The organism is Pseudomonas qingdaonensis (assembly GCF_018398475.1).
Taxonomy (GTDB): Bacteria; Pseudomonadota; Gammaproteobacteria; order Pseudomonadales; family Pseudomonadaceae; genus Aquipseudomonas; species Aquipseudomonas palmensis.
Map to the genome: position 1 here is coordinate 5,856,613 of NZ_CP074676.1, position 22,434 is coordinate 5,879,046.

The window sequence follows — 22,434 nt, forward strand, 5'->3', positions numbered from 1 at the left end:
GAACGTGAATAAACAAAAATCAATATTTGTTAGGGGCAGCATTAGTAATTGCTTATAGTGCCGTAACAGGGTTTTGCCGAGGCGACGGGAAATATGCGTAAGTCATTGATGCGTATGACATTGCGTCAATTGCAGATCTTCAATGAAGTGTGTGATTTGCGTTCCTACAGCCGGGCCGCCGAGGAGATGTCGCTGACGCAACCCGCCGTTAGTCTACAGATCCGCCAGCTCGAAGAACTGGTAGGCCAGCCGCTGTTCGAGTACGTCGGCAAGAAGCTCTACCTCACCGAGGCCGCCGAGGCGCTGCAGCGCGCCAGCCGGGACATCTTCGGACGCCTGGAGAGCCTCGACATGCAGCTGTCGGACTTGCAGGGCTCGCTGCAGGGCCAGCTCAAGCTGGCGGTGGAATCGAGCGCCAAGTACTTCGTGCCGCACCTGTTCGCCGCCTTCAAGCGCCTGCACCCGGAGGTCAACCTGACCCTCACCGTGGTCAACCGCGCCCAGGCCATCCGGCGCCTGTCGGACAACCGCGACGACCTGATCATCATGTCGATGGTGCCGCAGGACATGGGCCTGGAGTTTTTGCCCTTCCTGAACAACCCGATCGTGGCCGTGGCCCCGCCCGATCACCCGCTGTGCACGCTCGACAGCCTGCGCCTGCAGGACCTGGAGCCGCATACGCTGCTGGTGCGCGAACAGGGTTCGGGCACGCGCAAGGCGTGCGAGGAGTACTTCAAGGAAAAGCGCGTGCACTTCACCCAGACCCTGGAAGTGGCATCGGCCGACGCCCAGCGCGAATGCGTGATCGCAGGCCTTGGTATCGCCCTTTTAACCCGGCATGCACTGAACATGGAACTGGCCACCGGGGTGCTGCGCGAGCTGCCGGTAGAGGAGCTGCCGCTGTATCGCAGCTGGTGCGTGGTGCAGGCCAAGGCCAAGCGGCAGTCGCCGGTGGCCCTGGCCTTTGTTGCGTTCATCCGCAGCGAACGTGCGCAGATCAGCGCGCTTGTTGAGCGTTTCTCGGGGACATTGCCGCTGACACCTGCCATACGCTGACAGCGTGCAGTTCGGGGTAGTCGGCGATGTCCTGCAGCAATTGGCGCTGCTCGGAATAGCTTTCGATCGCGCGGCGAAACTCCATGCGGCGCTGATCCTTTTCCTGCTGCTTGCGGGACTTGGCGGTAGGTTGGTGCGAGCCATCGAATTCACGAGCCATTGCGTGTCTCCCTGGTCGATTGCGGGGAGTTTCAGCGTGCCCGGGCGGGGTTACGGTTTGGCGGCGGGAGGGTTACAAAAGCATGAACAATCAGGCGTGGCATGCGATGCTGCCCTTCGCCGGCAAGCCAGCGAAGGCGTCAGTTCGAGCGGTGCAAGACGATCAGTCGTCCATCGCCTTGATCGACTTGGGCGACAGGCGCAGGCTGCGCAAGCTGCGCTTGACGCTCTTGAGGTGGTTGACCAGGCTCGGCCCGCGCGCCATGGCAACGCCCATGGCCAGCACGTCGATCACCACCAGGTGGGCGATACGCGAGGTCAGCGGAGTGTAGATTTCGGTGTCTTCATGCACGTCGATGGCCAGGTTGACCGTGGACAGTTCGGCCAGCGGGGTCTGGCTCGGGCACAGGGTGATCAGCGTCGCGCCGCTTTCACGCACCAGGTTGGCAGTGATCAGCAGGTCCTTGGAACGCCCTGACTGGGAAATGCAGATCGCCACGTCACCCGGCTTGAGGGTGACCGCCGACATCGCCTGCATGTGCGGGTCGGAATACGCCGCTGCCGTCAGCAACAGGCGGAAGAACTTGTGCTGGGCATCGGCAGCCACCGCACCCGATGCACCAAACCCGTAGAACTCCACGCGCTGCGCCTGGGCCATGGCCGTCACGGCGCGCTGCAATGCCTGGGCATCGAGGTGCTCGCGCACTTCCATCAGGGTGTGCAGGGTGGTGTCGAAGATCTTCAGGCTGTAGTCGGCTACCGAATCGTCTTCATGAATCGCGAATTGACCGAAGCTCGCACCCGCCGCCAGGCTTTGCGCCAGCTTGAGCTTGAGGTCCTGGAAACCGGTGCAACCGATCGCCCGGCAGAAACGCACGATGGTCGGCTCGCTGATCCCGACGCTGTGCGCCAGATCAGCCATGGAGCTATGCATGACAGCCGCTGGATCGAGCAATACGTGATCGGCAACCTTCAGTTCCGATTTGCGTAGCAGATGGCGCGACTGGGCGATGTGTTGCAACAGATTCAAGGGCAGGACTCGGTTATGATCGGCTGACCGGGTTGTAGCTTTCTTGTAGTTATACTACATGACCGGCGACCCGCCCAGCTAAACGATCTTGGAGAGTGGTGGCATTGACTATCCCGTGCGACATTCTGGTGTTCGGCGGCACCGGCGATCTGGCCCTGAACAAACTGCTTCCAGCGCTCTACCACCTGTTTCGCGAAGGCCGTCTGCACAACGCCGTGCGGATCATCGCCCTGGCCCGCCGGACCTTGCCACGGATTGAATTTCTCAAGCTGGTCGAACGCCGCTGCCGCGCCCAGATCGCGCCCCAGGACTTCAGCGACGAGGTGTGGCACCGCTTTTCCACGCGCCTGGACTACTTCTCCATGGACGCCATGCAGAGCGCCGATTTCGGCCGCCTCGCCCGCTTTCTGGGCGAGCCCGGCGGGCTGACGCGGGTCTACTACCTGGCCACCGCACCCAACCTGTTCGTGCCCATCGCCACCCACCTGCAGGTGGCCGGGCTGGTCGACAGCGAAGCGCGTATCGTGCTGGAAAAACCCATCGGCCACTCGCTGGAGTCCGCCACCACGATCAACAGCGCCATCGGCGCGGTATTCGCCGAATCCCAGGTGTTTCGCATCGACCACTACCTGGGCAAGGAGACGGTGCAGAACCTCATGGCATTGCGCTTCGCCAACGCGCTGCTGGAGCCGGTGTGGCGCACCAACCAGGTGGACCACGTGCAGATCAGCGTGTGCGAAACCCTCGGCGTGGAAAACCGCGGCGGCTACTACGACCGTGCCGGCGCCACCCGCGACATGCTGCAGAACCACCTGCTGCAACTGCTCTGCCTGGTAGCCATGGAGCCACCTGCGCAGTTCGAGGCCGAGGCGGTGCGCGATGAAAAGGTCAAGATCCTCAAGGCCCTCAAACCCATCACCGGGCAGGATGTGCAGGACAAGACCGTGCGCGGCCAGTACAGCGCCGGCAAGATCGGCGGGCAGGAGGTTCCGGCCTACTACTTCGAGAAGGACGTGGACAACGACAGCGACACCGAAACCTTCGTCGCCGTCGAAGCCCACATCAACAACTGGCGCTGGGCCGGTGTGCCCTTCTACCTGCGTACCGGCAAGCGCATGGCCAAGCGCTCCTCACAGATCGTCATCCAGTTCAAGCCGGTGCCCCATCGCCTGTTCGACGGCGACCAGGCCAACCAGTTGCTGATCCAGCTACAGCCCGATGAGCGCATCAGCCTGCAGATGATGACCAAGGCACCGGGCAAGGGCATGCGCCTGGAGCCGGTGGAACTGAACCTGAACCTGGCCCAGGTGTTCGGCCAGGCTCGACGCTGGGACGCCTACGAACGCCTGCTGCTGGATGTTCTGGACGGCGACTCGACCCTGTTCATGCGCCGCGACGAAGTGGAGGCCGCATGGGCCTGGATCGACCCGATCCTGACTGGCTGGCAGGAGCACTTCCAGGCCCCGCGCCCTTACCCGGCCGGCTCCAATGGCCCGGACCAGGCCCACAGCCTGCTGGCTCACCAGGGACGCGCCTGGCACGGTTGAAAGCTTTCCGGCTGCCGGGTGCAGCCGCGCTGTTCGATAGTGGGCACGCAACATCCCACCCACCATCGAATGGAGTACAAAGGAATGTCCCTGAAAGCAAAAGGCTGGATCGCGCAGAACGACAAGATGCCGGGCAACGCCAGGTTTCGAGTGTATGGCACCGTGGAAGTCGCCACCTCGGCCATCGTGCCGGTGCTGGTGAAACGCGCCATCCAGGACAAATCGCACGCCCTGGCGCTGGAACTGAAGCTGGAGAACGTGGACGCCCTGGCTGCCCAGGTGATCACCGAACGTGCGGTCTGTTTCGAAATGGACGGCGACCACAGCAACATCCCGAAAGTGGATATTTTCCACGACGGCAAACTGCTGGTGAGCCTGGAGGAGATCCTGGTCACTCACTGACCGGCAGGCTGCGACTTGTTACAACGCCAGGGCCCCGTTGATCGGGGCCCTGGCCGTAGGGCTACCAGCGCCGATCTTCACGCAGCAAGGCGGCCAGGCTGTCGGCCTCCACCGGCCGGCTGATCAGGTAGCCCTGCACCTCATCGCAGCCCTGCTCGCGCAGAAACGCCAGCTGCTCCTGGGTTTCCACCCCTTCGGCCACTACCTGCAGGCCCAGGCTGTGGGCCATGACAATGATCGCACGGGTGATTGCGGCGTCCTCGCTGCCTTCGTGCAGGCCACGGATGAAGGTCTGGTCGATCTTCACGTAATTCACCGGAAAACGCTTGAGGTAGCTGAGCGACGAATAGCCGGTGCCGAAATCGTCGATGGCCAGCTTGACCCCCAGTTCATGCAACTGATGAAAGGTCGCGATGATGTGCTCCACGCTGTCGAGCAACTGGCTTTCGGTCAGCTCCAGCTCCAGCAGGTGCGGTGCCAGGCCGCTGTCTTCCAGCACCTGACGCACCAGGCTGACCAGCTTGCCCTGGCGCAACTGATACACCGACAGGTTCACCGACACGCGAATCGGCGCCAGCCCCTGCCGTTGCCATTCACAGGCCTGCCAGCACGCCTGGCGCAACACGAACTCGCCCATCGGCGCGATCAGCCCGGTCTCTTCGGCCAGGCCGATGAAGTCGCCCGGTGGCACCATGCCCACCTGTGGGTGATGCCAGCGCACCAGGGCCTCGGCAGCCTGCAGGCGGCCGCTGGCCAGGCACAGTTTGGGCTGGTAATAGACCTCCAGCTGGCGCTCTTCGATGGCCTTGCGCAGCTGGTTCTCCAGTTGCAGGCGCTCCAGGGTGCTGGCCTGCAGGCTCTCGGTGTAGAACTGGAACCCGTCGCCGCCGAGGTGCTTGGCGTGCTGCATGGCCATGTTGGCCTGGCTCACCAGCGTGCTGACATCCAGGCTGGCATCGGGCAGCAGACTGACCCCCACTGAAGCGCTGATCACCAGCTCGTGCCCGTCGACACGCAGCGGCACGCGCAGCTTGTCCAGCAGGCGCGTCGCCACCCGCACCAGGCTGGACAGGTGTGAATAGCCGTCGAACAGCACCACGAACTCGTCACCGGACAGACGCGCCACGGTATCGGCCTCGGGCACTGCGTTGCCGATGCGCTGGGCCATGGTCTTGAGCAGCCGGTCGGCCAGCTCGTGGCCCAGGCTGTCGTTGAGCAGCTTGAAGCGGTCCAGGTCGATGTGCAGCAGCGCCAGGCTGCGACCGCTGCCACGCAGGCGCTGGCCGGCTTCATGCAGACGCAGGCGGAACAGCGCGCGGTTGGCCAGGCCGGTCAGTTCGTCGTAGTGCGCCAGGTACCGCAGGCGCTCTTCTGACTCGCGGCGTGCCGACAGGTCGGTGAAGAAGCCCACGATGGTGCCGACCTGGCCACGCGCATCCGTCACGCCGGTCAGTTGCAGCCACTGCGGGTAGAGTTCCCCGCTCTTGCGCGCCTCAACCAGCTCGCCTTCCCAGCGCCCCTGCTGCGCCAGGGCCTGGTCGATGGCACCGTAGTGCCGGCGCGCGTCGCGGCTGCATGGCAGCTCCAGCGCATTGCGCCCCAGCAGTTCTTCGCGCACGTAGCCGGTCATGTGGCAGAACGCCTGGTTGGCGGCCAGTACGGCATAGTCCGGCCCCATGATCGCGATGCCTTCGCTGGCCGCCTCGAATACGGTTGCGGCCAGGCGTTGCTGTTCCTGCTGGGCCTTGCGCGCGCTCACGTCGCGCCGGGTGCCGAGCATGCGCACCACCCGCCCGGCGGCATCGCGCTCCACCGCGCGGCCGCGGTCCTCGATCCAGCACCAGTGGCCCTGGGCGTGGCGGAAGCGGTACTCGATACGGTAATCGTCGGTGCGCCCCTTGAGGTGGTCGACCAGGGCGCGCTTGAGCGCCGGCACGTCATCCGGGTGCAGGCGCGGCTTGAGGTGCGCCTGCACCGCCCGCACCTGCTCCGGGTTCAGGCCGAACAGTTCGTGCAATTGGGTGTGATGCACCTCGTCGGTTTCCAGATTCCAGTCCCACAGCCCCAGCTCACTGGCTTCCAGCGCCAGGGCCAGGCGCTGCTCGCTCTTGCTCAGGGCCTGGCTGGCGCGGTCCAGCTCCTGGCTGCGCTGCGCCACCCTCGATTCCAGCCCGGCCTGGGCCTGACGCAGTTGCTCCTCGATCAGCCGACGCTGCTCGACCTCGGTCGCCAGGGCCTTGTTGAGCCGCTCGCTGCGCGCCTGCGCGGCCTGCAGGTGCTCGATCAGCGCCTGGTTCTGAAAGCGGCGCAACAGGCCCCCCTCGATCAGCCGATTGACCTGCCAGGCCACCACCATCAACGCGCCGAGCAGGATCAGCCCAAGCCAGCCCCAGCCCTGCTGCTGCTCATCACCGCGCCAGAACAGGAACGCGATCGGCGGCAGCAGGCACGGCAAGGTGAAACTCAGGAACGCCGGCAGGCTGACCGCGTAGGCCACACTCGCCGACAGGGTCGCGGCCCCCAGCAAGCCGAAGACCCAGGCCTGTTGCACGAAGTTATCCACAGGCACCAGGGCAATCGCCGCGCTGGCCAGGGTCAGGCCGCTGAAGGCCGAACCGAGCAGGAACATGCGCCACCAGGTCGGTTGCACCTGTCGATCGGGCATCGCCGCGTCGAAGGCCGCCACCTGAATGACCCGCAGCGCTACCAGCGCCATCAACCAGACGATCCACACACTGACCAGCAGGTAGCGCTGCGGGCTCCACAGCAGCCAGGCACACACCAGGCCGTTGAGCAGCATGAACAGGGTGGGCAGCAACGAGCCCTGGTACAACAGACGGGTACGCTCGACGGCCAGTTGCGTGGCGAACTGTTTGCGAATACCGCGGCGCGCTTCCAGCGGCACGCTGACGGAGGCAGATGCGAAGGTCATAGGCAATGTTCTTGTAATGGTGAGCCTCGAACGAGCACGGAGCATACACAAGCAGGCGCCTGGGCCAAACTGCTCTGGGTCATAAATTGTGCGTGGCAATTATGGAACCTGGTTTCAGTGCCGAGCCCTCAAGCACGCGGGCCAAGGGGCGCGACCGATGAGCGGGCGGCGCCTTGGGCGATCTTTTTCCACCATGGGTTTGCCCCCGGCTCGCTTGCGCCCCTAAAATGGCCGGATGCGCGATGACCTCTCCCTCCTGTTGAACTCCCTCAACGACGCCCAACGCCAGGCCGTAGCGGCCCCGCTTGGTCGCCAGTTGGTTCTGGCCGGTGCCGGCTCCGGTAAGACCCGAGTGCTGGTGCACCGTATCGCCTGGTTGATCCAGGTCGAGCAGGCCTCACCCCATTCGGTGCTGTCGGTGACCTTCACCAACAAGGCCGCCGCCGAGATGCGCCAGCGCATCGAGCAGTTGATGGGCATCAACCCGGCCGGCATGTGGGTGGGTACCTTCCACGGCCTGGCGCACCGCCTGTTGCGTGCCCACTGGCAGGAAGCGGGGCTGAACCAGAACTTCCAGATCCTCGACAGCGACGACCAGCAACGCCTGGTCAAGCGGGTGATCCGCGAGCTGGGCCTGGACGAACAGCGCTGGCCGGTACGCCAGGCGCAGTGGTTCATCAACGGGCAGAAGGACGAAGGGCTGCGCCCGCAGCACATCCAGGCCAGCGGCGACCTGTTCCTGGGCACCATGCGCAGCATCTACGAGGCCTACGAGGCAGCCTGCCAGCGCGCCGGCGTGATCGACTTCTCCGAACTGCTGCTGCGCGCGCTGGACCTGTGGCGCGACAACCCGGGCCTGCTGCAGCACTACCAGCGGCGCTTCCGCCACCTGCTGGTGGACGAGTTCCAGGACACCAACGCCGTGCAGTACGCCTGGTTGCGCCTGCTGGCCCAGGGCGGTGACAGCCTGATGGTGGTGGGCGACGACGACCAGTCCATCTATGGCTGGCGCGGCGCCAAGATCGAGAACATCCACCAGTACAGTGCCGACTTCCCCGACACCCAGATGATCCGCCTGGAGCAGAACTACCGCTCCACCGCCGGCATCCTCAAGGCGGCCAACGCCCTGATCGCCAACAACAGTGATCGCCTGGGCAAGGAGCTGTGGACCGACGGCGGCGACGGCGAACCGCTGAGCCTGTACGCCGCCTTCAACGAACACGACGAAGCGCGCTATGTGGTCGAGACCATCGAGAGCGCGCTCAAGACCGGCATGGCGCGCAGCGACATCGCCATCCTGTACCGCTCCAACGCCCAGTCGCGGGTGCTCGAGGAAGCCCTGCTGCGCGAGCGCATCCCGTACCGCATCTATGGTGGTCAGCGCTTCTTCGAACGCGCCGAGATCAAGAACGCCATGGCCTACCTGCGCCTGCTTGAAGGGCGTGGCAATGACGCGGCGCTGGAGCGGGTGATCAACGTGCCGCCGCGCGGCATCGGCGAGAAGACCGTGGAGGCGATTCGCGAACACGCCCGTCACGCCCAGGTATCGATGTGGGAGTCGATGAGCCTGCTGGTCGCCAACAAGGGCCTCAAGGGCCGTGCCGCCAGCGCCCTGGCCGCGTTCATCGAGCTGATCGAGAACCTCTCGGCCAAGGTCATGGACATGCCGTTGCACCTGATGACCCAGACCGTGATCGAGCAGTCCGGGCTGATCATCTATCACCAGGAAGAAAAGGGTGAAAAGGGCCAGGCACGGGTAGAAAACCTTGAAGAACTGGTCAGCGCCGCGCGCAACTTCGAAAGCGCCGAGGAAGACGCCGAGCTGTCGCCGCTGGCTGCGTTCCTGGGCCACGCCTCCCTCGAGGCCGGCGATGCCCAGGCCGAGGAACACGAAGACAGCATCCAGCTGATGACCCTGCACAGCGCCAAGGGCCTGGAGTTCCCCCACGTGTTCCTGGTGGGCATGGAAGAGGGCCTGTTCCCGCACAAGATGAGCCTGGAAGAGCCCGGCCGCCTGGAAGAGGAACGTCGCCTGGCCTATGTGGGCATTACCCGCGCCATGCAGCAGCTGGTGATGACCTACGCCGAGACCCGCCGCCTGTACGGCAGCGAAACCTACAACAAGGTGTCGCGATTCGTGCGTGAGATCCCTGCGGGGCTGGTGCAGGAAGTGCGCTTGTCCAACAGCGTCAGCCGGCCGTTCGGCTCGGGCCAGAAACAGAATTCGAGCAGCCTGTTCGGTGCGGCGAACATCCCCGAAACCGCGTTCAACCTCGGCCAGCGCGTGCAGCACGCGGTGTTTGGCGAGGGCGTGATCCTCAATTTCGAGGGCGCCGGTGCCCAGGCGCGGGTGCAGGTGAACTTTGCCGAAGGCAGCAAGTGGCTGATGCTTGGCTACGCCAAGCTGGAGCCGCTGTAACACCCTCCGCCGGCAAGGCCGTCCCCTGTGGGAGCCGGCCTTGCCGGCGAAGAGGTCGGCCAGTTCCTACACGCACTTGATAAACATCCCACAGCGCCAAGCAAAAGATAGAAACATTATGGCGCTAGTCATGTGTCCTACAACCTGTGCACCATGGCGCGCGTGCACTCCACAAAACGGGAATACCCTTCTATGCAACGTTTTCTTAGCATCGCCTTGGCGCTGTGCATCGGCCTTACGCTGAGCCTCGACGCCAACGCCAAGCGCTTCGGCGGCGGCAAGAGCTCGGGCGCCGCGCCGACCCACCAGACGCGCCAGGCCGCTCCGGCCACGCCGGCCGCCACGCCAAATGCGGCAGGCCGTCCACCGGCAGCCGCCAGCGGTGCTTCGCGCTGGCTCGGCCCTCTGGCCGGCCTCGCCGCCGGTGGCCTGCTGGCCTCCATGTTCATGGGCGACGGCTTCCAGGGCATGCAGATCTTCGACATCCTGATCATGGCGGTCATCGCCTTCCTGATCTTCCGTTTCATTGCCGCCCGTCGCCGCAAGCAACAGCCGCAGATGGCCGCTGCCGGTCACGCGCCGTTCCAGCGTGAAGTTCACGAGCAACCGGCTCAGCCGTCGATCTTCGGTGGTTCCGCTGCACCTGCCGCGGCCCGCCCGGTAATCAACGCACCAGCCTGGTTCAATGAAGAGAGCTTCCTGGCCGCTGCACGCAACCACTTCCAGACCCTGCAGCAGCACTGGGACGCCAACGAGATCGACAAGATCGCCGAGTTCGTTACCCCGCAGATGCTGCAGTTCCTGAAAAAGGAACGTGCCGAGCTGGGTGAAGGCTTCCAGTCCACCTACATCGACGACCTGAACGTGCAACTGGAAGGCGTGGATGACCGTGCCGACCGCACCATCGCCACCCTGACCTTCAGCGGTGTGTCGAAAACCTCGCGTTTCGACCAGGGCGAAGTGTTCAGCGAAAGCTGGAACATGGAACGTGCCCAGGGCGAAAACCAGCCTTGGCTGGTCGCAGGGATCCGCCAGAACGGCTGATCTTGAGGCATTGCACAAAAAACCCCGGGCTTGCCCGGGGTTTTGCTTTTAGCGTAGCGTCCTACTAGGGTATAACGCGCAGCGTGTCGTCAAGGTAAGAGGATTGAACCCGTGGAAGAAATCATCGAGCAACTGCGTGAAGCCAACGAACCGGTACCCGTACCGCTTGAGTTGCCCGACGAAGACCTGCTGGTCGAGATTGAAGAACAGCTGTTCATCGATATCCCGTTCGTCTTCAGGGAGTTCCTGTTGACCGTCAGCGATGTGGTGTACGGCAGCCTGGAGCCGGTGACCGTTACCGACCCGCAATCGCATACCTACCTGCCTGACGTGGCGGCCAATGCCTGGGATGCCGGCGTGGACCGTTCGCTGATTCCGATCTGCCAGGATGGTGACGATTACTACTGCGTCGAGGAAGACGGCACCGTGGTGCTGTGGTCGGCCGAAGAAGAGCTGGTGACCGAAGAAACCTGGGAATCGGTATGGCACTGGGCGCGCGACGTGTGGCTGGAAAGCTGATCCGTCAGTTTGTCGGACAAAAATGATGGCTCTGAGCTATCAATCTTCGTAGAATCGCCGCGCCTTCCTGTGCGCGGCGGTGTTGCTACCGCTCCATCCCCTCGGACATACGACCCGCGCGCACAGGAATGCACCTTCACATGCCGGGGCCCTGTCGATGTACTCCAGACTGTTCACACTGCTCGCCCTGCTGCTGGCGAGCGGCTGCCAGGCGCCGCTGACACAGTTGCAGACCCTCAGCCAGGCCCATGGCCATCGTGTCGAGATCCAGCCTACCCAGCCCTTCCCGCTGGCGCTGAGCGTTCCGCTCAAGGCGCCAGGCGCCCTGCGCCTGCGTGTCTATCTGGAAGGTGACGGACGCGCCTGGGCCACCTCCAGCCAACCCAGCCTGGACCCCAGCCCGCGCAACCTGTTGCTGGCGCGACTGGCCCTGGAAGACCCACAGCCCAGCCTGTACCTGGCGCGCCCTTGCCAGTTCGTCAGTGCGCCTGGCTGCCGCGCAGCGATGTGGACCGACCAGCGCTTTGGCAAGGCAGTGCTCGATAGCCTGGACCAAGCCCTGAGCGGCATCAAGCAACGCTATGGCAACCAGGAGTTCGAGCTGATCGGCTATTCCGGCGGGGGTGCGCTGGCCTTGCTGCTGGCCGCCCGGCGAAGCGACGTTACCCAGGTACAGACCCTGGCCGGCAACCTCAGCCCGCGGTACTGGGCACAGACCCTGCAACTGACGCCACTGGCGGGCTCACTGGAGCCGCTGGACTATCGCCAGCGCCTGCGCGACCTGCCGCAGCGCCACCTTCTCGGCCTGCAGGACCGCAGCGTGCCGGCCTCGCTGTTCGAGCACTACCGCGTGGAACTAGGCAGTGCCCGCTGCATGCAGCAGGTTGCGCTGCCCGGTGTGAGCCACGCCGAAGGTTGGACACAGGCCTGGGCCCAATGGCGGGACCAGCCGCTGCGCTGCAAACCCTAGGGGTGATGTTCCTTCTGATTGTCGAGGGTTTCGAGCAGTGCGATCTGCATGCGCGTGTGCACCCGGATGAACCAGCGCCACAGCAACGCCACCACGCCGGCCGCCACCACCGCGATCAGCAACAGCAGCTCGCTGGTGGGCAGGATGCTCGCCGACAGCGCCGACAGCAGCAGGAAGATCACCAGCAGCGACAGCAGCGGGATCACCTCGGCGATCACCCGGCGCACGCGCTGGGTATGGCGCCCGGCCATTTCCGGCTTGACCCCCATTTCGGCCAGCAGCATCGACAGCGCCTTGAGCTTGCGATACGCGGCAATCAGGAACGGCAATGACAGCAGCAACGCCGCGCCCCAGATCAGCGCTTTCTGCTGGGCCAGGTCGGGCAACCATTCGCTCAGGTACTCGCCGATGCGTGCCGCGAAGTAACCACCACTGAAGAAGATCGCCACCACCAGCGCCAGGTTGACCCCCACCTGCAGCAGGATGCGCCGGATCATCGCCGCCACCATCGCGCCCTCGCCTTGCGGCTGGATGCTGCGCAGCCATTCGCCGTACAGCGACAACACCCGCGACAGGCGCTTGGGCACCACACTGGCAAGCTTGAGCGACAGCGGGTCGGCGGCGCGAATCAGGTAGGGCGTGAGCAAGGTGGTAATGGCCGACACCGCCACCGCCACCGGGTAAAGGAAGTCGCTGGTGACCTGCAGGGTCATGCCCAGCGCAGCGATGATGAAGGAGAATTCGCCGATCTGCGAAAGCCCCATGCCCACCCGCAACGAGGTGCGACCGTCGTTGCCGGCGATGAAGGCGCCCATGCCGCACGAGAGCATCTTGCCCAGGACCACCGCTACAGTGATGACCACGATCGGCCAGATGTACTCGATGAGCACGCTCAGGTCGATCATCAGGCCGATGGCGACGAAGAAGATGGCACTGAACAGGTCGCGAACCGGCTCGATCAACTGCTCGATCTTCAGCAACTGGCGCGATTCGGCCATGATCGCCCCGATCAGGAACGCGCCCAGCACCATGCTGTACTCGAGCTTGACCACCAGCAGGCAGAAGCCGAAGCACAGGCCCAGCACGGTAATCAGCAGCATCTCGTTGCTTTCGAACCTGGCCACGTAGGCCAGTACCCGCGGTACCAGCAGTATGCCGATGACCAGCGCCACGATCATGAACAGCGAGAGCTTGCCGACGGTGGAGAACACCTCGCCGGAACTGACCGCGCCGCTGACCGCAATGCCCGACAGCAGGGCAATGATGCCGATACCGAGGATGTCCTCGACGATCAGCACACCGAAGATCAGCTGGGCGAAGCGCTCGTTCTTCATCTTCAGGTCGTTGAGCGCCTTGACGATGATGGTGGTGGAAGAAATTGCCAGGATTGCGCCCAGGAACAGCGAGTCCATGGTGTTCCAGCCGAACCAGCGGCCGATCTCGAAGCCGATCCAGATCATCAGCACGATTTCGAGGAAGGCCGCAATGAACGCCGTGGCCCCCACCTTGAACAGCTTGCGCAGGCTGAACTCCAGCCCCAGGCAGAACATCAGGAAGATCACCCCGAGTTCGGCCAGCGTCTTGATCGTGTCTTCGTCGTGGATGAGGCCGAATGGCGGGGTGTGCGGGCCGATGATGAACCCGGCGACGATATAGCCGAGTACCACCGGCTGCTTGAAACGGTGAAACAGGATGGTGACCACACCGGCAACCAGCATGATCACCGCCAGATCCTGAATAAAGCTGATGGCATGCACGGCGTGGAGCTCCTTACTTCGAACCGAAGAACAAGCCCGCCGCTCGATGACATGCCTGTCGTGGAGCGGCGGGGGAATTAGTCTGTCAAATGACGCCAGGCACCACATTGCATGGGCTTGGTCAGGTTAACACCGGCGCCTGCGACGAAATGGCGGTGTAATATCAAGAAACAGATAGACCGGTAACACGCCAAAGATGGCACGAACGGCGTGACGGCAACGGCGCTGTCAGCGTCCCGTTTTCATGGGATTCGAAATTGGGGAAAAGAAGCGTGACGACCACTCGCCACCCCGCCTCAGCGCAACCTTACCGTGAGCACACTATGGAACCTGGAAACGCCCAGCTGTCGATGACCGTCCTGATGACCCCGGACATGGCCAACTTTTCTGGCAACGTACACGGCGGCACCCTGCTCAAGTACCTCGATGAAGTCGCCTATGCCTGCGCCAGCCGCTACGCCGGCCGTTATGTGGTGACGTTGTCGGTGGATCAGGTGGTCTTTCGCGAGCCGGTACACGTGGGCGAACTGGTGACCTTCCTGGCGTCGGTGAACTACACCGGCAACACCTCGATGGAGGTCGGGATCAAGGTCGTCACCGAAAATATCCGCGAGCGCTCGGTGCGCCACAGCAACAGCTGCTTCTTCACCATGGTCGCGGTGGACGACGATCGCAAGCCGGTCGCCGTGCCGCCACGCCAGCCAGAGACCAGCGAGGAAAAGCGCCGCTTCGTGCAAGGCAAGCAGCGCCGCCTGATTCGCCAGGAACTCGAAAAGCGCTACCAGGAACTCAAGGGCGACGCCTTCTAGAGCGCCAGGCGCCGCGCCTCGAAGCGCACCCGCGGGTGCATGATGCGGTCCTGGGCACGCACCAGCTCCAGCTCGTAGCTGGTGCAAGCCTGGGTTTCCAGCAGCACCTCGTGCACGGCCGCGGCAGTGAATTCGAAAGCCGCCACCCAGCTGTCACCCAGCAGCACCCGCGCCAGGAACAGGCCGGAGGTCAGGTCGCCGACCCCCACCGGCTGCCGCGCAAACGCCAGCAGCGGTCGCTGCAGGTGCCAACTGCCTTCGGCAGTCACCAGCAGCATCTCGAAGTCTTCAGCCTTGCGTCCCGGGTATGCCAGGTGCTTGACCAGCACAGCCTTGGGCCCGCGGGCGAGCAGGCTGCGCGCCATGGCCACGCAGTCCTCCAGCGACTCGGCCCGACGCCCGCAGAAGCTGTCGAGCTCCAACTGATTGGGGCACAGCACATCCGCCACCGCAACCGCTTCATCGAGCAGGAAGTCACTGACCTCGGCGGGTACGATGCAGCCTTTTTCCGGATGCCCCATGACGGGGTCGCACAGGTACAGGGCGTTCGGGTTGACCGCCTTGATCCGCGCCACCCCAGTAAGAATCGCACGGCCCTGGGCGGCGCTGCCGAGGTAGCCGGAAAGCACCGCATCACAGTTGCCCAGCTCGCCGATCGTCGCAATCCCGTCCACCAGCGCCGGAATTTGCTCTGGCGCAAGCACTTCGCCGGTCCACTGGCCATACTGAGTATGGTTGGAGAACTGAACGGTGTTCAGCGGCCAGACATTGACCCCCACCCGTTGCATCGGAAACACCGCGGCGCTGTTGCCGGCGTGGCCGAATACCACGTGTGACTGGATGGCGAGCAGATGCGGTGTACGTTTCATGCAGGGCTTCCAAACGATCGAATGAAAAACAAGGCGCGCAGTATGGCGCCAAATGCCACCTGTACGACAGACCGGGGTGGCAGTTAAGCTGAGCCTATCTGGTTGGAGCGAACGTAGATGTTAACCCTCGAAAACCTTCTGGTGCTGATGCTGCTGGCCACCGCAGGCGCCTGGCTGTGGCATAACCACGGCCTGCGCGAAAAGGCACTGGAACGGGTCAAGCAGCATTGCGCCAAGCTCGACCTGGAACTGCTGGATGGCAACGTGGCGCTCAAGCGCATCGGTTTTGTGCGCGATGCCAACGGGCGCAAGCGCCTGGCCCGTGTGTACAACTTCGAATTCACAGTGACAGGCGAACATCGTCACCCCGGTACGGTGACGCAGTTTGGCGCGCATACGATGCAGATCGAACTGGCACCCTACCCGTTCGAGATCAAGCCGCCGGTGCAGGGCGGCAACGTGATCGAGATGAACCAGTGGCGCCAGGAGCACAATCGCTGGCGCCAGTGACGTTCCCTTCGTCTACCGGGGCCAGCCTTGCCTGCAAAAAGGCCGACCCTGTCTTCAGGGAATCCGGCATTCCTGCATCCCCTGCTCCAAGGCCGCCACTGCCTGCGGCTGTGCAAAAATCAGCTCGATACGCGAGTCGCGCCGCCACTCGCTGGCCTGCCAGTGCAGCGCCTGCCCCTCCAGCGCATTGGCCGACTGCCAACCCTCCGGGCTGTGGATAACCAGTTTGGCCCTGCGCCACCCAAGGCCTGCAAGCCATTGCTGCAAACGCTGCGGGTGCAACTGCTGGCTCGGGTGCCAGCGCCAGCCAATACTCCAGCCCTGCTCCAGCTGTTGATAAAGACAGATCGGCGTCAGCGGGTTTATCCACAGCGCCGCCGGCAACGGCCTGGCCTCCGGCAGCTTGAAGTTATCCACCGGCAACGGATGCACACCAACGCCCGGCAGGCTGTTCAGCGCAATCTGCCCATGGTCCGTCCAAAGCTGGGGTACATCAGGCAACCCCTGGCTTATCCACAGGCGCGTGGCGGCCGCCAAGCCTTCAGATTTGTTGAGCACCAGCAGCCCCGCACCGTGCAGTGCCTGCGCCTGCGGCTGGGGTAATGCCTGGCCTGCCGCCAATGCCTGGGCGTCCAGTACCAGCACCGACGGCTGAACCGCCAGCACGCCTTGCCAGGGTGCTTCGCCCAGCTGGGCCAGCAACTGGGCAGGATGACCCAGCCCCGAAGGCTCGATGAACAGTCGATGAGGTCGGGCCTTGCGCAACAAGCGCCCCAGGCCCACCTGGAACGGTGCACCATTCACGCAGCACAGGCATCCGCCCGCCACTTCGCCCATCGCCACGCCATCATCGTCGGTGGCGAGCAAGGCGGCATCCAGGCCGATCTGGCCGAACTCGTTGATCAGCACCGCCCACCGCTCGTGGGCCGGGCGCTGGGCCAGCAGGTGCCGGATCAGGCTGGTCTTGCCGGCGCCCAGGGGACCGCCGATCAGGTGGGTGGGTATGTTCTGCAGCATGCGCATCGATTCGTCAGGAAGGATACGCACTATGCTGCGCGCTCAGGCCATCCAGTCAAGCGTCAGCATCAGGCGGCGCTGCCCCGCAGGTACCGCCGGCGAACGGTGCACCAGCCCCTGCCCCTCATTGCCCAGCCACCTCTCGCCCTTGAGCACGGCCACATCACCGGTCGACAACTGCTCCACCTGCACCGCATCGGGCGCCGTCAGCCATTCACTGCCGGGGCCCGCATAAGTACAGATCAGCCGCGCCGGCACGTGGTCGACGTGAAAACGCGGGCACATTGCGCCCTCCAGTGCGCGCAGGCGCAGCCCCACCCGACGCGCGTCGAGCAGGCAGGCGTAGGCGCCCACCAGCCAGCGCACATCGCAGATGAACCCCTCATACCCCTGCAGATCGGCATACGCTGCCGCCAACCCGCGCAGGGCGGGTGCGTCGTCATCTGGCTGCAACTCCAGGGTCAGGGACTCGGCCAGCGGCTGCCCAAGGGACAACAGCACCTGGGCAAAATCGGCCACATGCACCGGCAACTGGCGCTGCCACACGGCCAGATTGACGCCATCCTGCAGCACCTCGGTCAGCACCTGGGGCGATTCGCCGACTGTTTGCCGGGCGCTGCCACGGCGTTTCAGGGCCAGCATCAGGCCGCCTCTTCGTCGTGCCAGTCGCCAAACGGGTCGGGCAGGCGTTGCCAGCCCTCGGCGCCCAATGCCATTTCTTCATCGCTCAGCAGGCAGGCGCCCAGCTCGGCATCCAGTTGCGCAAAGTCGATGTGCTGCCCGATGAACACCAGCTCCTGTCGGCAATCGCCGCATTCGGCCGTCCAGTGCTTGAGGATCGCCGCCGTGTCCTGCGGGTCCTGGGGCCATTGCCCGCGTGGTACGAAACGCCACCAGCGACCGGCAAAGCCGTGGCGCATCATGCCGCCGGCCTGGGACCAGCTGCCGGCTTCCTGGTGCTTGCTGGCCAGCCAGAAAAAGCCCTTGGAACGCAACAGGCGGCCGTTGCTCCAGGGCCTGTGGATAAAGTCGAAAAAACGCTGTGGGTGCAAGGGGCGGCGGGCCTGCCAGGTGGTGGCGGCAATGCCGTACTCCTGGGTTTCCGGCACATGCGTACCGCGCAGTTCCTGCAGCCAGCCCGGCGCCTGGGCAGCACGCTCGAAGTCGAACAGGCCGGTATCGAGAATCTGCGCCAATGGCACCTGCCCCATCACCATCGGCACGATCTGGGCGTGGGCATTGAGCGAGCGCAGAATGGCGCAGAGTTCTTCGCGCTCATCGCTGCCGATCAGGTCGATCTTGCTCAACAGGATCACATCGGCGAATTCGACCTGCTCGATCAGCAGGTCGCTGATGGAACGTTCATCGCCCTCGCCCAGGGTCTCGCCGCGCGAAGCCAGGCTATCGGCGGCCTGGTAGTCACCCAGGAAATTCAGCCCGTCTACCACCGTGACCATGGTGTCCAGCCGCGCCTGGTCGGCCAGGCTGCGGCCTTGTTCATCACGGAAGGTAAAGGTTTCGGCTACCGGTAGCGGCTCGGATATGCCGGTGGACTCGATCAACAGGTAATCGAAACGCCCCTCGCGGGCAAGCCGCGCGACCTCTTCGAGCAGATCTTCGCGCAGGGTGCAGCAGATGCAGCCATTGCTCATCTCGACCAGTTTTTCTTCTGCACGATTGAGGCTGACGTTGCGCTGCACTTCGCTGGCGTCGATATTGATTTCACTCATGTCGTTGACGATCACCGCCACCCGCAGGTTGTCGCGGTTACGCAGCACATGGTTGAGCAGGGTGCTCTTGCCGGCACCTAGAAAGCCGGACAGCACGGTAACGGGGAGACGGTCGGTCATGGCGCAAATACCTCATCAGGGCGTCGGAGCATTCGAAGGATGCCTTTTTCAATGTTATATTATAACAATGCAATTTAGCCAATCGGAGATTGGATGAAAACCTTCGTACTGCTTTCGCTCCTGCTAATTCCTGTCGCGACGGTTCACGCCGCGATGCCGCGCAGTGAGCCTGCCCAATGCACGCGCAGCGCCAACCTGCTGGCCTGCCAAGATCGCGACGGCAATGTGTACAGCGTGCACAGCCAGGGCAACACCCAGTACGTGCGCGGCGTTGAGGTGTTGGGGCAGCGACGCTGGGTGCAAACCAACAGCCTCTATGGGCCGCTGACCTTCTACACGGGCCTGGCCAGCGACGGCGAAGCCTGGGTCGGCTATAGCCGCCGGGTGGGTTGGACCACGCAGAACCGGGTGTCCAGCTCCAGCGGCCAACGCTTCAGCCTGCGTTGCAATCGCCTTGGGAGCTGCGAGTGAGGACTCGGAAAAAGCTATGATGAATGAATCGTTATAATGTAACGTATCGGTTTTTAATTCAGCGATGGTTTCAGCATGAACGCCCTGACCCTTCCCGATATCGCCGCTCAGGCCAGCCAGCAATCCATGCCTCTGGAATGGGTTGGCATGTGCGGCATCGCACTGCCGATCACACTCGACGGCGTGCAGGTACGCGCCAGCGCCGATGCCGGCGTCAGCCTGGATGATGGAGCCTCGCGGGGGATTCACATGTCGCGCCTGTACCTCGCGTTGGAGCCATTCGAGCACGCGGCGTTTTCAGTAGGGTTGGTGCGCCAGGTCCTGGAACGGTTTATCGACAGCCATCAGGGCCTCTCTACCACCGCTTACCTGCGTCTGGGCTTTGAATTGTTGCTCAAGCGGCCTGCGCTGGTCAGCCCGCTGGCAGGCTGGAAGGCTTACCCGGTGAGTGTGGACGCACGTTTGGAAAACGGAGTGTTCCACGTGGAACTAAACGCACAAGTCGAGTATTCCTCGACCTGCCCATGCTCCGCCGCGCTCGCCCGCCAATTGATTCAGCAGCAGTTCGTCGATGATTTCGCCAACCGCAGTAACCTCGATCATGCTGCCATCCTGCATTGGCTCGGCACCGCCCAAGGCATCGTCGCAACACCACACAGCCAACGCAGCACGGCCCATCTGCACCTGCGCCTGGCCCCAGGCGAGGAGCAAATGCCCTTTCGACAGCTGATCGACCTGGCCGAGGCAGCTCTCGGCACTGCTGTGCAGACAGCCGTGAAACGAGCCGACGAACAGGCGTTTGCGCTGGCCAACGGGCAGAACCTGATGTTCTGCGAAGACGCCGCGAGGCGCCTGCATCTGGCCCTGCAACCGCTGCCGTGGATCGACGGCTTCAAGCTGCGTGTGGAACATGCCGAAAGCCTGCATGCCCACGACGCTGTCGCGCAAAGCCAATGGCAGTGGCACCTGCGCTGATCAGGTGCGCGGCTTGACCGTGCCGCAATCGTTGCCCAGCCACACCGCACGGGTGTTCATGCTGCCCTTTTGCTCAACACCGGACGCATTGAACGTGCCGCTGACCTTGGTCAGAAATTCCCGATCGCTGAGAAACTGCGCTTCACCGTTGCCTTGAGCCTTGGGGCAACTGAAGGTGAACTTCCACACATTGCCGTTGCGCTCGGTGATCTTCTGCGTGCACCCCGACTGCGGGTCCTGCAGCGGAATGTCGTTGGTCTGAACCTGCTCCTGGGTCAGGCACGAACGCACCCCTTTGCCCCCGACGCTGATGCCTTGCTTGGCCAGGCCACCCTCGATCATCGCGCGCTGCTCGGGCGGCAGGTTCTTCAACTGGCCGAGCATGAATTCCATGTCGGGCAGTGGCTTGCCATCGACCTGCATGTTGCTGCTGGTCAACTCCCACAGGCCCGGTTGCAACATCTGCGCATGCACCAACGGGCTCGCCAGGCCCAGTACCAGTGCCAGCATCGGCAGACGACTTTTCATGTAGTGACTCCTTCAGAATCCGGCCCCAAGCCGGAACACAGCTTAGACGCGTTTTCGTGCTTTCAGTTGCAAGTGCAGGCGCGAACGTGCTCTGTTAGCGGGCAGTGCCCTCGGATAGCAGAATGTGTATGGATTACCACAGCCCTTACTTCTTCGGTTACCTCATCGGTTTGATTCACCTGCTGGGCGTGATTGCCGCCCTACATGCCGTGTTCACCGTGCGCACCGCCCAAGGTGCAATTGCCTGGGCCATGTCGCTGCTGTTTATCCCCTACTTCACGCTGATTCCGTACCTGGTGTTCGGCAGTCGCACCTTCGACGCCTACATCCAGGCCCGCCGCCAGGCCAACCGCGAAATGCACGTGGCCATGGCCGACCTCAACTGGCGCCCCTGGGTGGAAGAGGCGCTGACCGCGCGCAACTCCGAATCCTATGCGGCGCTGCGGGCCATGCCCAAGCTTGGGCGCATGCCGTGCCTGGCCAACAACCAGGTCAGCCTGCTGATCGACGGGCAGGCCACCTTCGACGCGATCTTCAAGGCGATAGAAGCGGCCCACGACACGGTACTGATCCAGTTCTTCATCATCCACGACGACGGCATCGGCCGTGAGCTCAAGGCGCTGCTGCTGAGAAAGGCCGCTGAAGGGGTGAAGATCTACGTGCTGTTCGACAGCGTTGGCAGTCACGCCCTGCCCTCCGCCTATATACAGAGCTTGCGCGAAGGCGGCGTGAACATCCGCGCCTTCGCCACCCGCCGCGGTTGGTTCAACCGCTTCCAGGTCAACTTCCGCAACCATCGCAAGATCGTGGTGGTCGACGGCATGCTGGGGTTCATGGGGGGCCATAACGTGGGCGACGAATACCTGGGCGGCAACCCCAGGCTATCGCCCTGGCGCGACACCCATGTGCAGGTCAGCGGCCCGGTGCTGGCCTGCCTGCAGGAATCCTTTGCCGAAGACTGGTACTGGGCGGCGCGCCAGTTGCCGCCACTGATCCTGCCCGACACCTACCCCGACAACGGCGTACTTTGCCAGGTACTGGCCAGCGGGCCGGCCGATCCGCAGGAGACCTGTTCGCTGTTTTTTGTCGACGCCATCCACGCGGCGCGCGAGCGGCTCTGGATCACCAGCCCGTACTTCATTCCCGACGAGGCCGTGTCGGCCGCGCTGCGCCTGGCGGTGTTGCGGGGCGTCGACGTGCGTATCCTGATTCCCTCGCGCCCTGACCACCGTATCGTGTACGCCGCCTCCAGCCTGTTCGCCTTCGAGGCGGTGCAGGCCGGGGTGCGCATGTTCCGCTACGGGCCGGGGTTTCTGCACCAGAAGGTGGTGCTGGTCGACAACGAAGTCAGCGCCATCGGCAGTGCCAACCTGGACAACCGCTCGTTCCGCCTGAACTTCGAAATCATGCTGCTGACCGTAGACCTTGCCTTTGCCGCGCAGGTCGAAGCCATGCTCCAGCACGACTTCGACCAAGCGCGGGAAATCACCCCCGAGGACAGCCAGCAGACGCGCCGCCTGCAACAACTGGGGATGCGCATCGCCCGACTGATCTCGCCGATCCTCTGAGC

General features: G+C 63.7%; 21 protein-coding genes. 12 read left to right on the forward strand and 9 right to left on the reverse strand.

The window, feature by feature from the left end; all coding sequences use genetic code 11:
* Positions 1 to 108 precede the first annotated feature (108 nt).
* Complete coding sequence (locus tag KH389_RS26865) at positions 109 to 1,056, forward strand: LysR family transcriptional regulator (protein WP_213606586.1); 948 nt, start codon at positions 109 to 111, stop codon at positions 1,054 to 1,056.
* Here KH389_RS26865 and KH389_RS26870 read toward each other — a convergent pair.
* Both KH389_RS26870 and hexR read right to left on the reverse strand, forming a co-directional pair.
* Positions 998 to 1,216: a PA3496 family putative envelope integrity protein gene (locus tag KH389_RS26870; protein WP_213606588.1), complete on the reverse strand. Its 219-nt coding sequence runs from the start codon at positions 1,214 to 1,216 to the stop codon at positions 998 to 1,000. The genes KH389_RS26865 and KH389_RS26870 overlap by 59 nt on opposite strands.
* A gap of 162 nt (positions 1,217 to 1,378) precedes the next feature.
* A complete protein-coding gene (gene hexR / locus KH389_RS26875) occupies positions 1,379 to 2,245 on the reverse strand; it encodes a transcriptional regulator HexR (RefSeq protein WP_043861524.1) in 867 nt (288 codons plus the stop codon).
* 104 nt (positions 2,246 to 2,349) lie between these two features.
* Between hexR and zwf the strand changes: the two genes are divergently transcribed.
* Together zwf and KH389_RS26885 are read left to right on the forward strand one after the other, a co-directional pair.
* Positions 2,350 to 3,792, forward strand: a complete 1,443-nt coding sequence (gene zwf, locus KH389_RS26880; protein WP_210014044.1) for a glucose-6-phosphate dehydrogenase — start codon at positions 2,350 to 2,352, stop codon at positions 3,790 to 3,792.
* An 84-nt stretch (positions 3,793 to 3,876) separates the two neighbouring features.
* Entirely contained in the window at positions 3,877 to 4,194 is a 318-nt protein-coding gene (locus KH389_RS26885; protein ID WP_054916453.1) for a hypothetical protein, read from the forward strand.
* 61 nt (positions 4,195 to 4,255) lie between these two features.
* On the opposite strand, the gene KH389_RS26890 is transcribed toward KH389_RS26885, so the two are convergent.
* Complete coding sequence (locus KH389_RS26890) at positions 4,256 to 7,126, reverse strand: EAL domain-containing protein (protein WP_213606590.1); 2,871 nt, start codon at positions 7,124 to 7,126, stop codon at positions 4,256 to 4,258.
* 235 nt (positions 7,127 to 7,361) lie between these two features.
* Here KH389_RS26890 and uvrD point away from each other — a divergent pair, with 235 nt between their 5' ends.
* The 4 genes from uvrD to KH389_RS26910 all read left to right on the forward strand — a co-directional run bounded on the left by uvrD (position 7,362) and on the right by KH389_RS26910 (position 12,078).
* On the forward strand, positions 7,362 to 9,545 hold the full coding sequence (gene uvrD / locus KH389_RS26895; RefSeq protein ID WP_116052430.1) for a DNA helicase II: 2,184 nt from the start codon (positions 7,362 to 7,364) through the stop codon (positions 9,543 to 9,545).
* Between the two features lie 192 nt (positions 9,546 to 9,737).
* Positions 9,738 to 10,589 carry a Tim44 domain-containing protein gene (locus tag KH389_RS26900; protein WP_043861520.1) on the forward strand — a complete coding sequence of 284 codons (852 nt, stop codon included), beginning with the start codon at positions 9,738 to 9,740 and terminating at the stop codon, positions 10,587 to 10,589.
* Positions 10,590 to 10,700: 111 nt separating this feature from the next.
* On the forward strand, positions 10,701 to 11,108 hold the full coding sequence (locus KH389_RS26905) for an SMI1/KNR4 family protein (protein WP_014720555.1): 408 nt from the start codon (positions 10,701 to 10,703) through the stop codon (positions 11,106 to 11,108).
* Between the two features lie 157 nt (positions 11,109 to 11,265).
* Positions 11,266 to 12,078, forward strand: coding sequence for a hypothetical protein (locus KH389_RS26910; protein WP_058541958.1), 813 nt, complete (start codon positions 11,266 to 11,268; stop codon positions 12,076 to 12,078).
* On the opposite strand, the gene KH389_RS26915 is transcribed toward KH389_RS26910, so the two are convergent.
* Positions 12,075 to 13,835 carry a cation:proton antiporter gene (locus KH389_RS26915; protein ID WP_054916449.1) on the reverse strand — a complete coding sequence of 587 codons (1,761 nt, stop codon included), beginning with the start codon at positions 13,833 to 13,835 and terminating at the stop codon, positions 12,075 to 12,077. The genes KH389_RS26910 and KH389_RS26915 overlap by 4 nt on opposite strands.
* Before the next feature lie 323 nt (positions 13,836 to 14,158).
* On the opposite strand from KH389_RS26915, the gene KH389_RS26920 reads away from it, so the two are divergent.
* A complete protein-coding gene (locus KH389_RS26920) occupies positions 14,159 to 14,644 on the forward strand; it encodes an acyl-CoA thioesterase (protein WP_043861517.1) in 486 nt (161 codons plus the stop codon).
* Here the strand turns inward: KH389_RS26920 and pdxY are convergent.
* On the reverse strand, positions 14,641 to 15,513 hold the full coding sequence (pdxY, locus tag KH389_RS26925; RefSeq protein WP_043861516.1) for a pyridoxal kinase PdxY: 873 nt from the start codon (positions 15,511 to 15,513) through the stop codon (positions 14,641 to 14,643). The genes KH389_RS26920 and pdxY overlap by 4 nt on opposite strands.
* 117 nt (positions 15,514 to 15,630) lie before the next feature.
* Here pdxY and KH389_RS26930 point away from each other — a divergent pair, with 117 nt between their 5' ends.
* A complete protein-coding gene (locus KH389_RS26930; protein WP_043861515.1) occupies positions 15,631 to 16,023 on the forward strand; it encodes a DUF3301 domain-containing protein in 393 nt (130 codons plus the stop codon).
* 54 nt (positions 16,024 to 16,077) lie between these two features.
* On the opposite strand, the gene KH389_RS26935 is transcribed toward KH389_RS26930, so the two are convergent.
* Genes KH389_RS26935 through zigA form a run of 3 tightly spaced genes read right to left on the reverse strand, consistent with a single transcriptional unit; the run spans position 16,078 to position 18,890 of the window.
* Entirely contained in the window at positions 16,078 to 17,040 is a 963-nt protein-coding gene (locus KH389_RS26935; protein ID WP_078481468.1) for a CobW family GTP-binding protein, read from the reverse strand.
* A 42-nt stretch (positions 17,041 to 17,082) separates the two neighbouring features.
* On the reverse strand, positions 17,083 to 17,682 hold the full coding sequence (locus KH389_RS26940) for a DUF1826 domain-containing protein (protein WP_043861514.1): 600 nt from the start codon (positions 17,680 to 17,682) through the stop codon (positions 17,083 to 17,085).
* Complete coding sequence (gene zigA, locus KH389_RS26945; protein WP_054916447.1) at positions 17,682 to 18,890, reverse strand: zinc metallochaperone GTPase ZigA; 1,209 nt, start codon at positions 18,888 to 18,890, stop codon at positions 17,682 to 17,684. The genes KH389_RS26940 and zigA overlap by 1 nt, the downstream gene beginning before the upstream one ends.
* Positions 18,891 to 19,043: 153 nt before the next feature.
* On the opposite strand from zigA, the gene KH389_RS26950 reads away from it, so the two are divergent.
* Positions 19,044 to 19,361: a glutamine synthetase gene (locus KH389_RS26950; RefSeq protein ID WP_338053200.1), complete on the forward strand. Its 318-nt coding sequence runs from the start codon at positions 19,044 to 19,046 to the stop codon at positions 19,359 to 19,361.
* A 75-nt stretch (positions 19,362 to 19,436) separates the two neighbouring features.
* Positions 19,437 to 20,336, forward strand: a complete 900-nt coding sequence (gene folE2, locus KH389_RS26955; protein ID WP_213606594.1) for a GTP cyclohydrolase FolE2 — start codon at positions 19,437 to 19,439, stop codon at positions 20,334 to 20,336.
* Here folE2 and KH389_RS26960 read toward each other — a convergent pair whose 3' ends face one another.
* Positions 20,337 to 20,864, reverse strand: a complete 528-nt coding sequence (locus KH389_RS26960) for a DUF3617 domain-containing protein (protein WP_043861510.1) — start codon at positions 20,862 to 20,864, stop codon at positions 20,337 to 20,339. It abuts the gene before it with no gap.
* Positions 20,865 to 20,992: 128 nt separating this feature from the next.
* On the opposite strand from KH389_RS26960, the gene cls reads away from it, so the two are divergent.
* Positions 20,993 to 22,432: a cardiolipin synthase gene (cls, locus tag KH389_RS26965; protein ID WP_054916444.1), complete on the forward strand. Its 1,440-nt coding sequence runs from the start codon at positions 20,993 to 20,995 to the stop codon at positions 22,430 to 22,432.
* Positions 22,433 to 22,434: the final 2 nt, after the last annotated feature.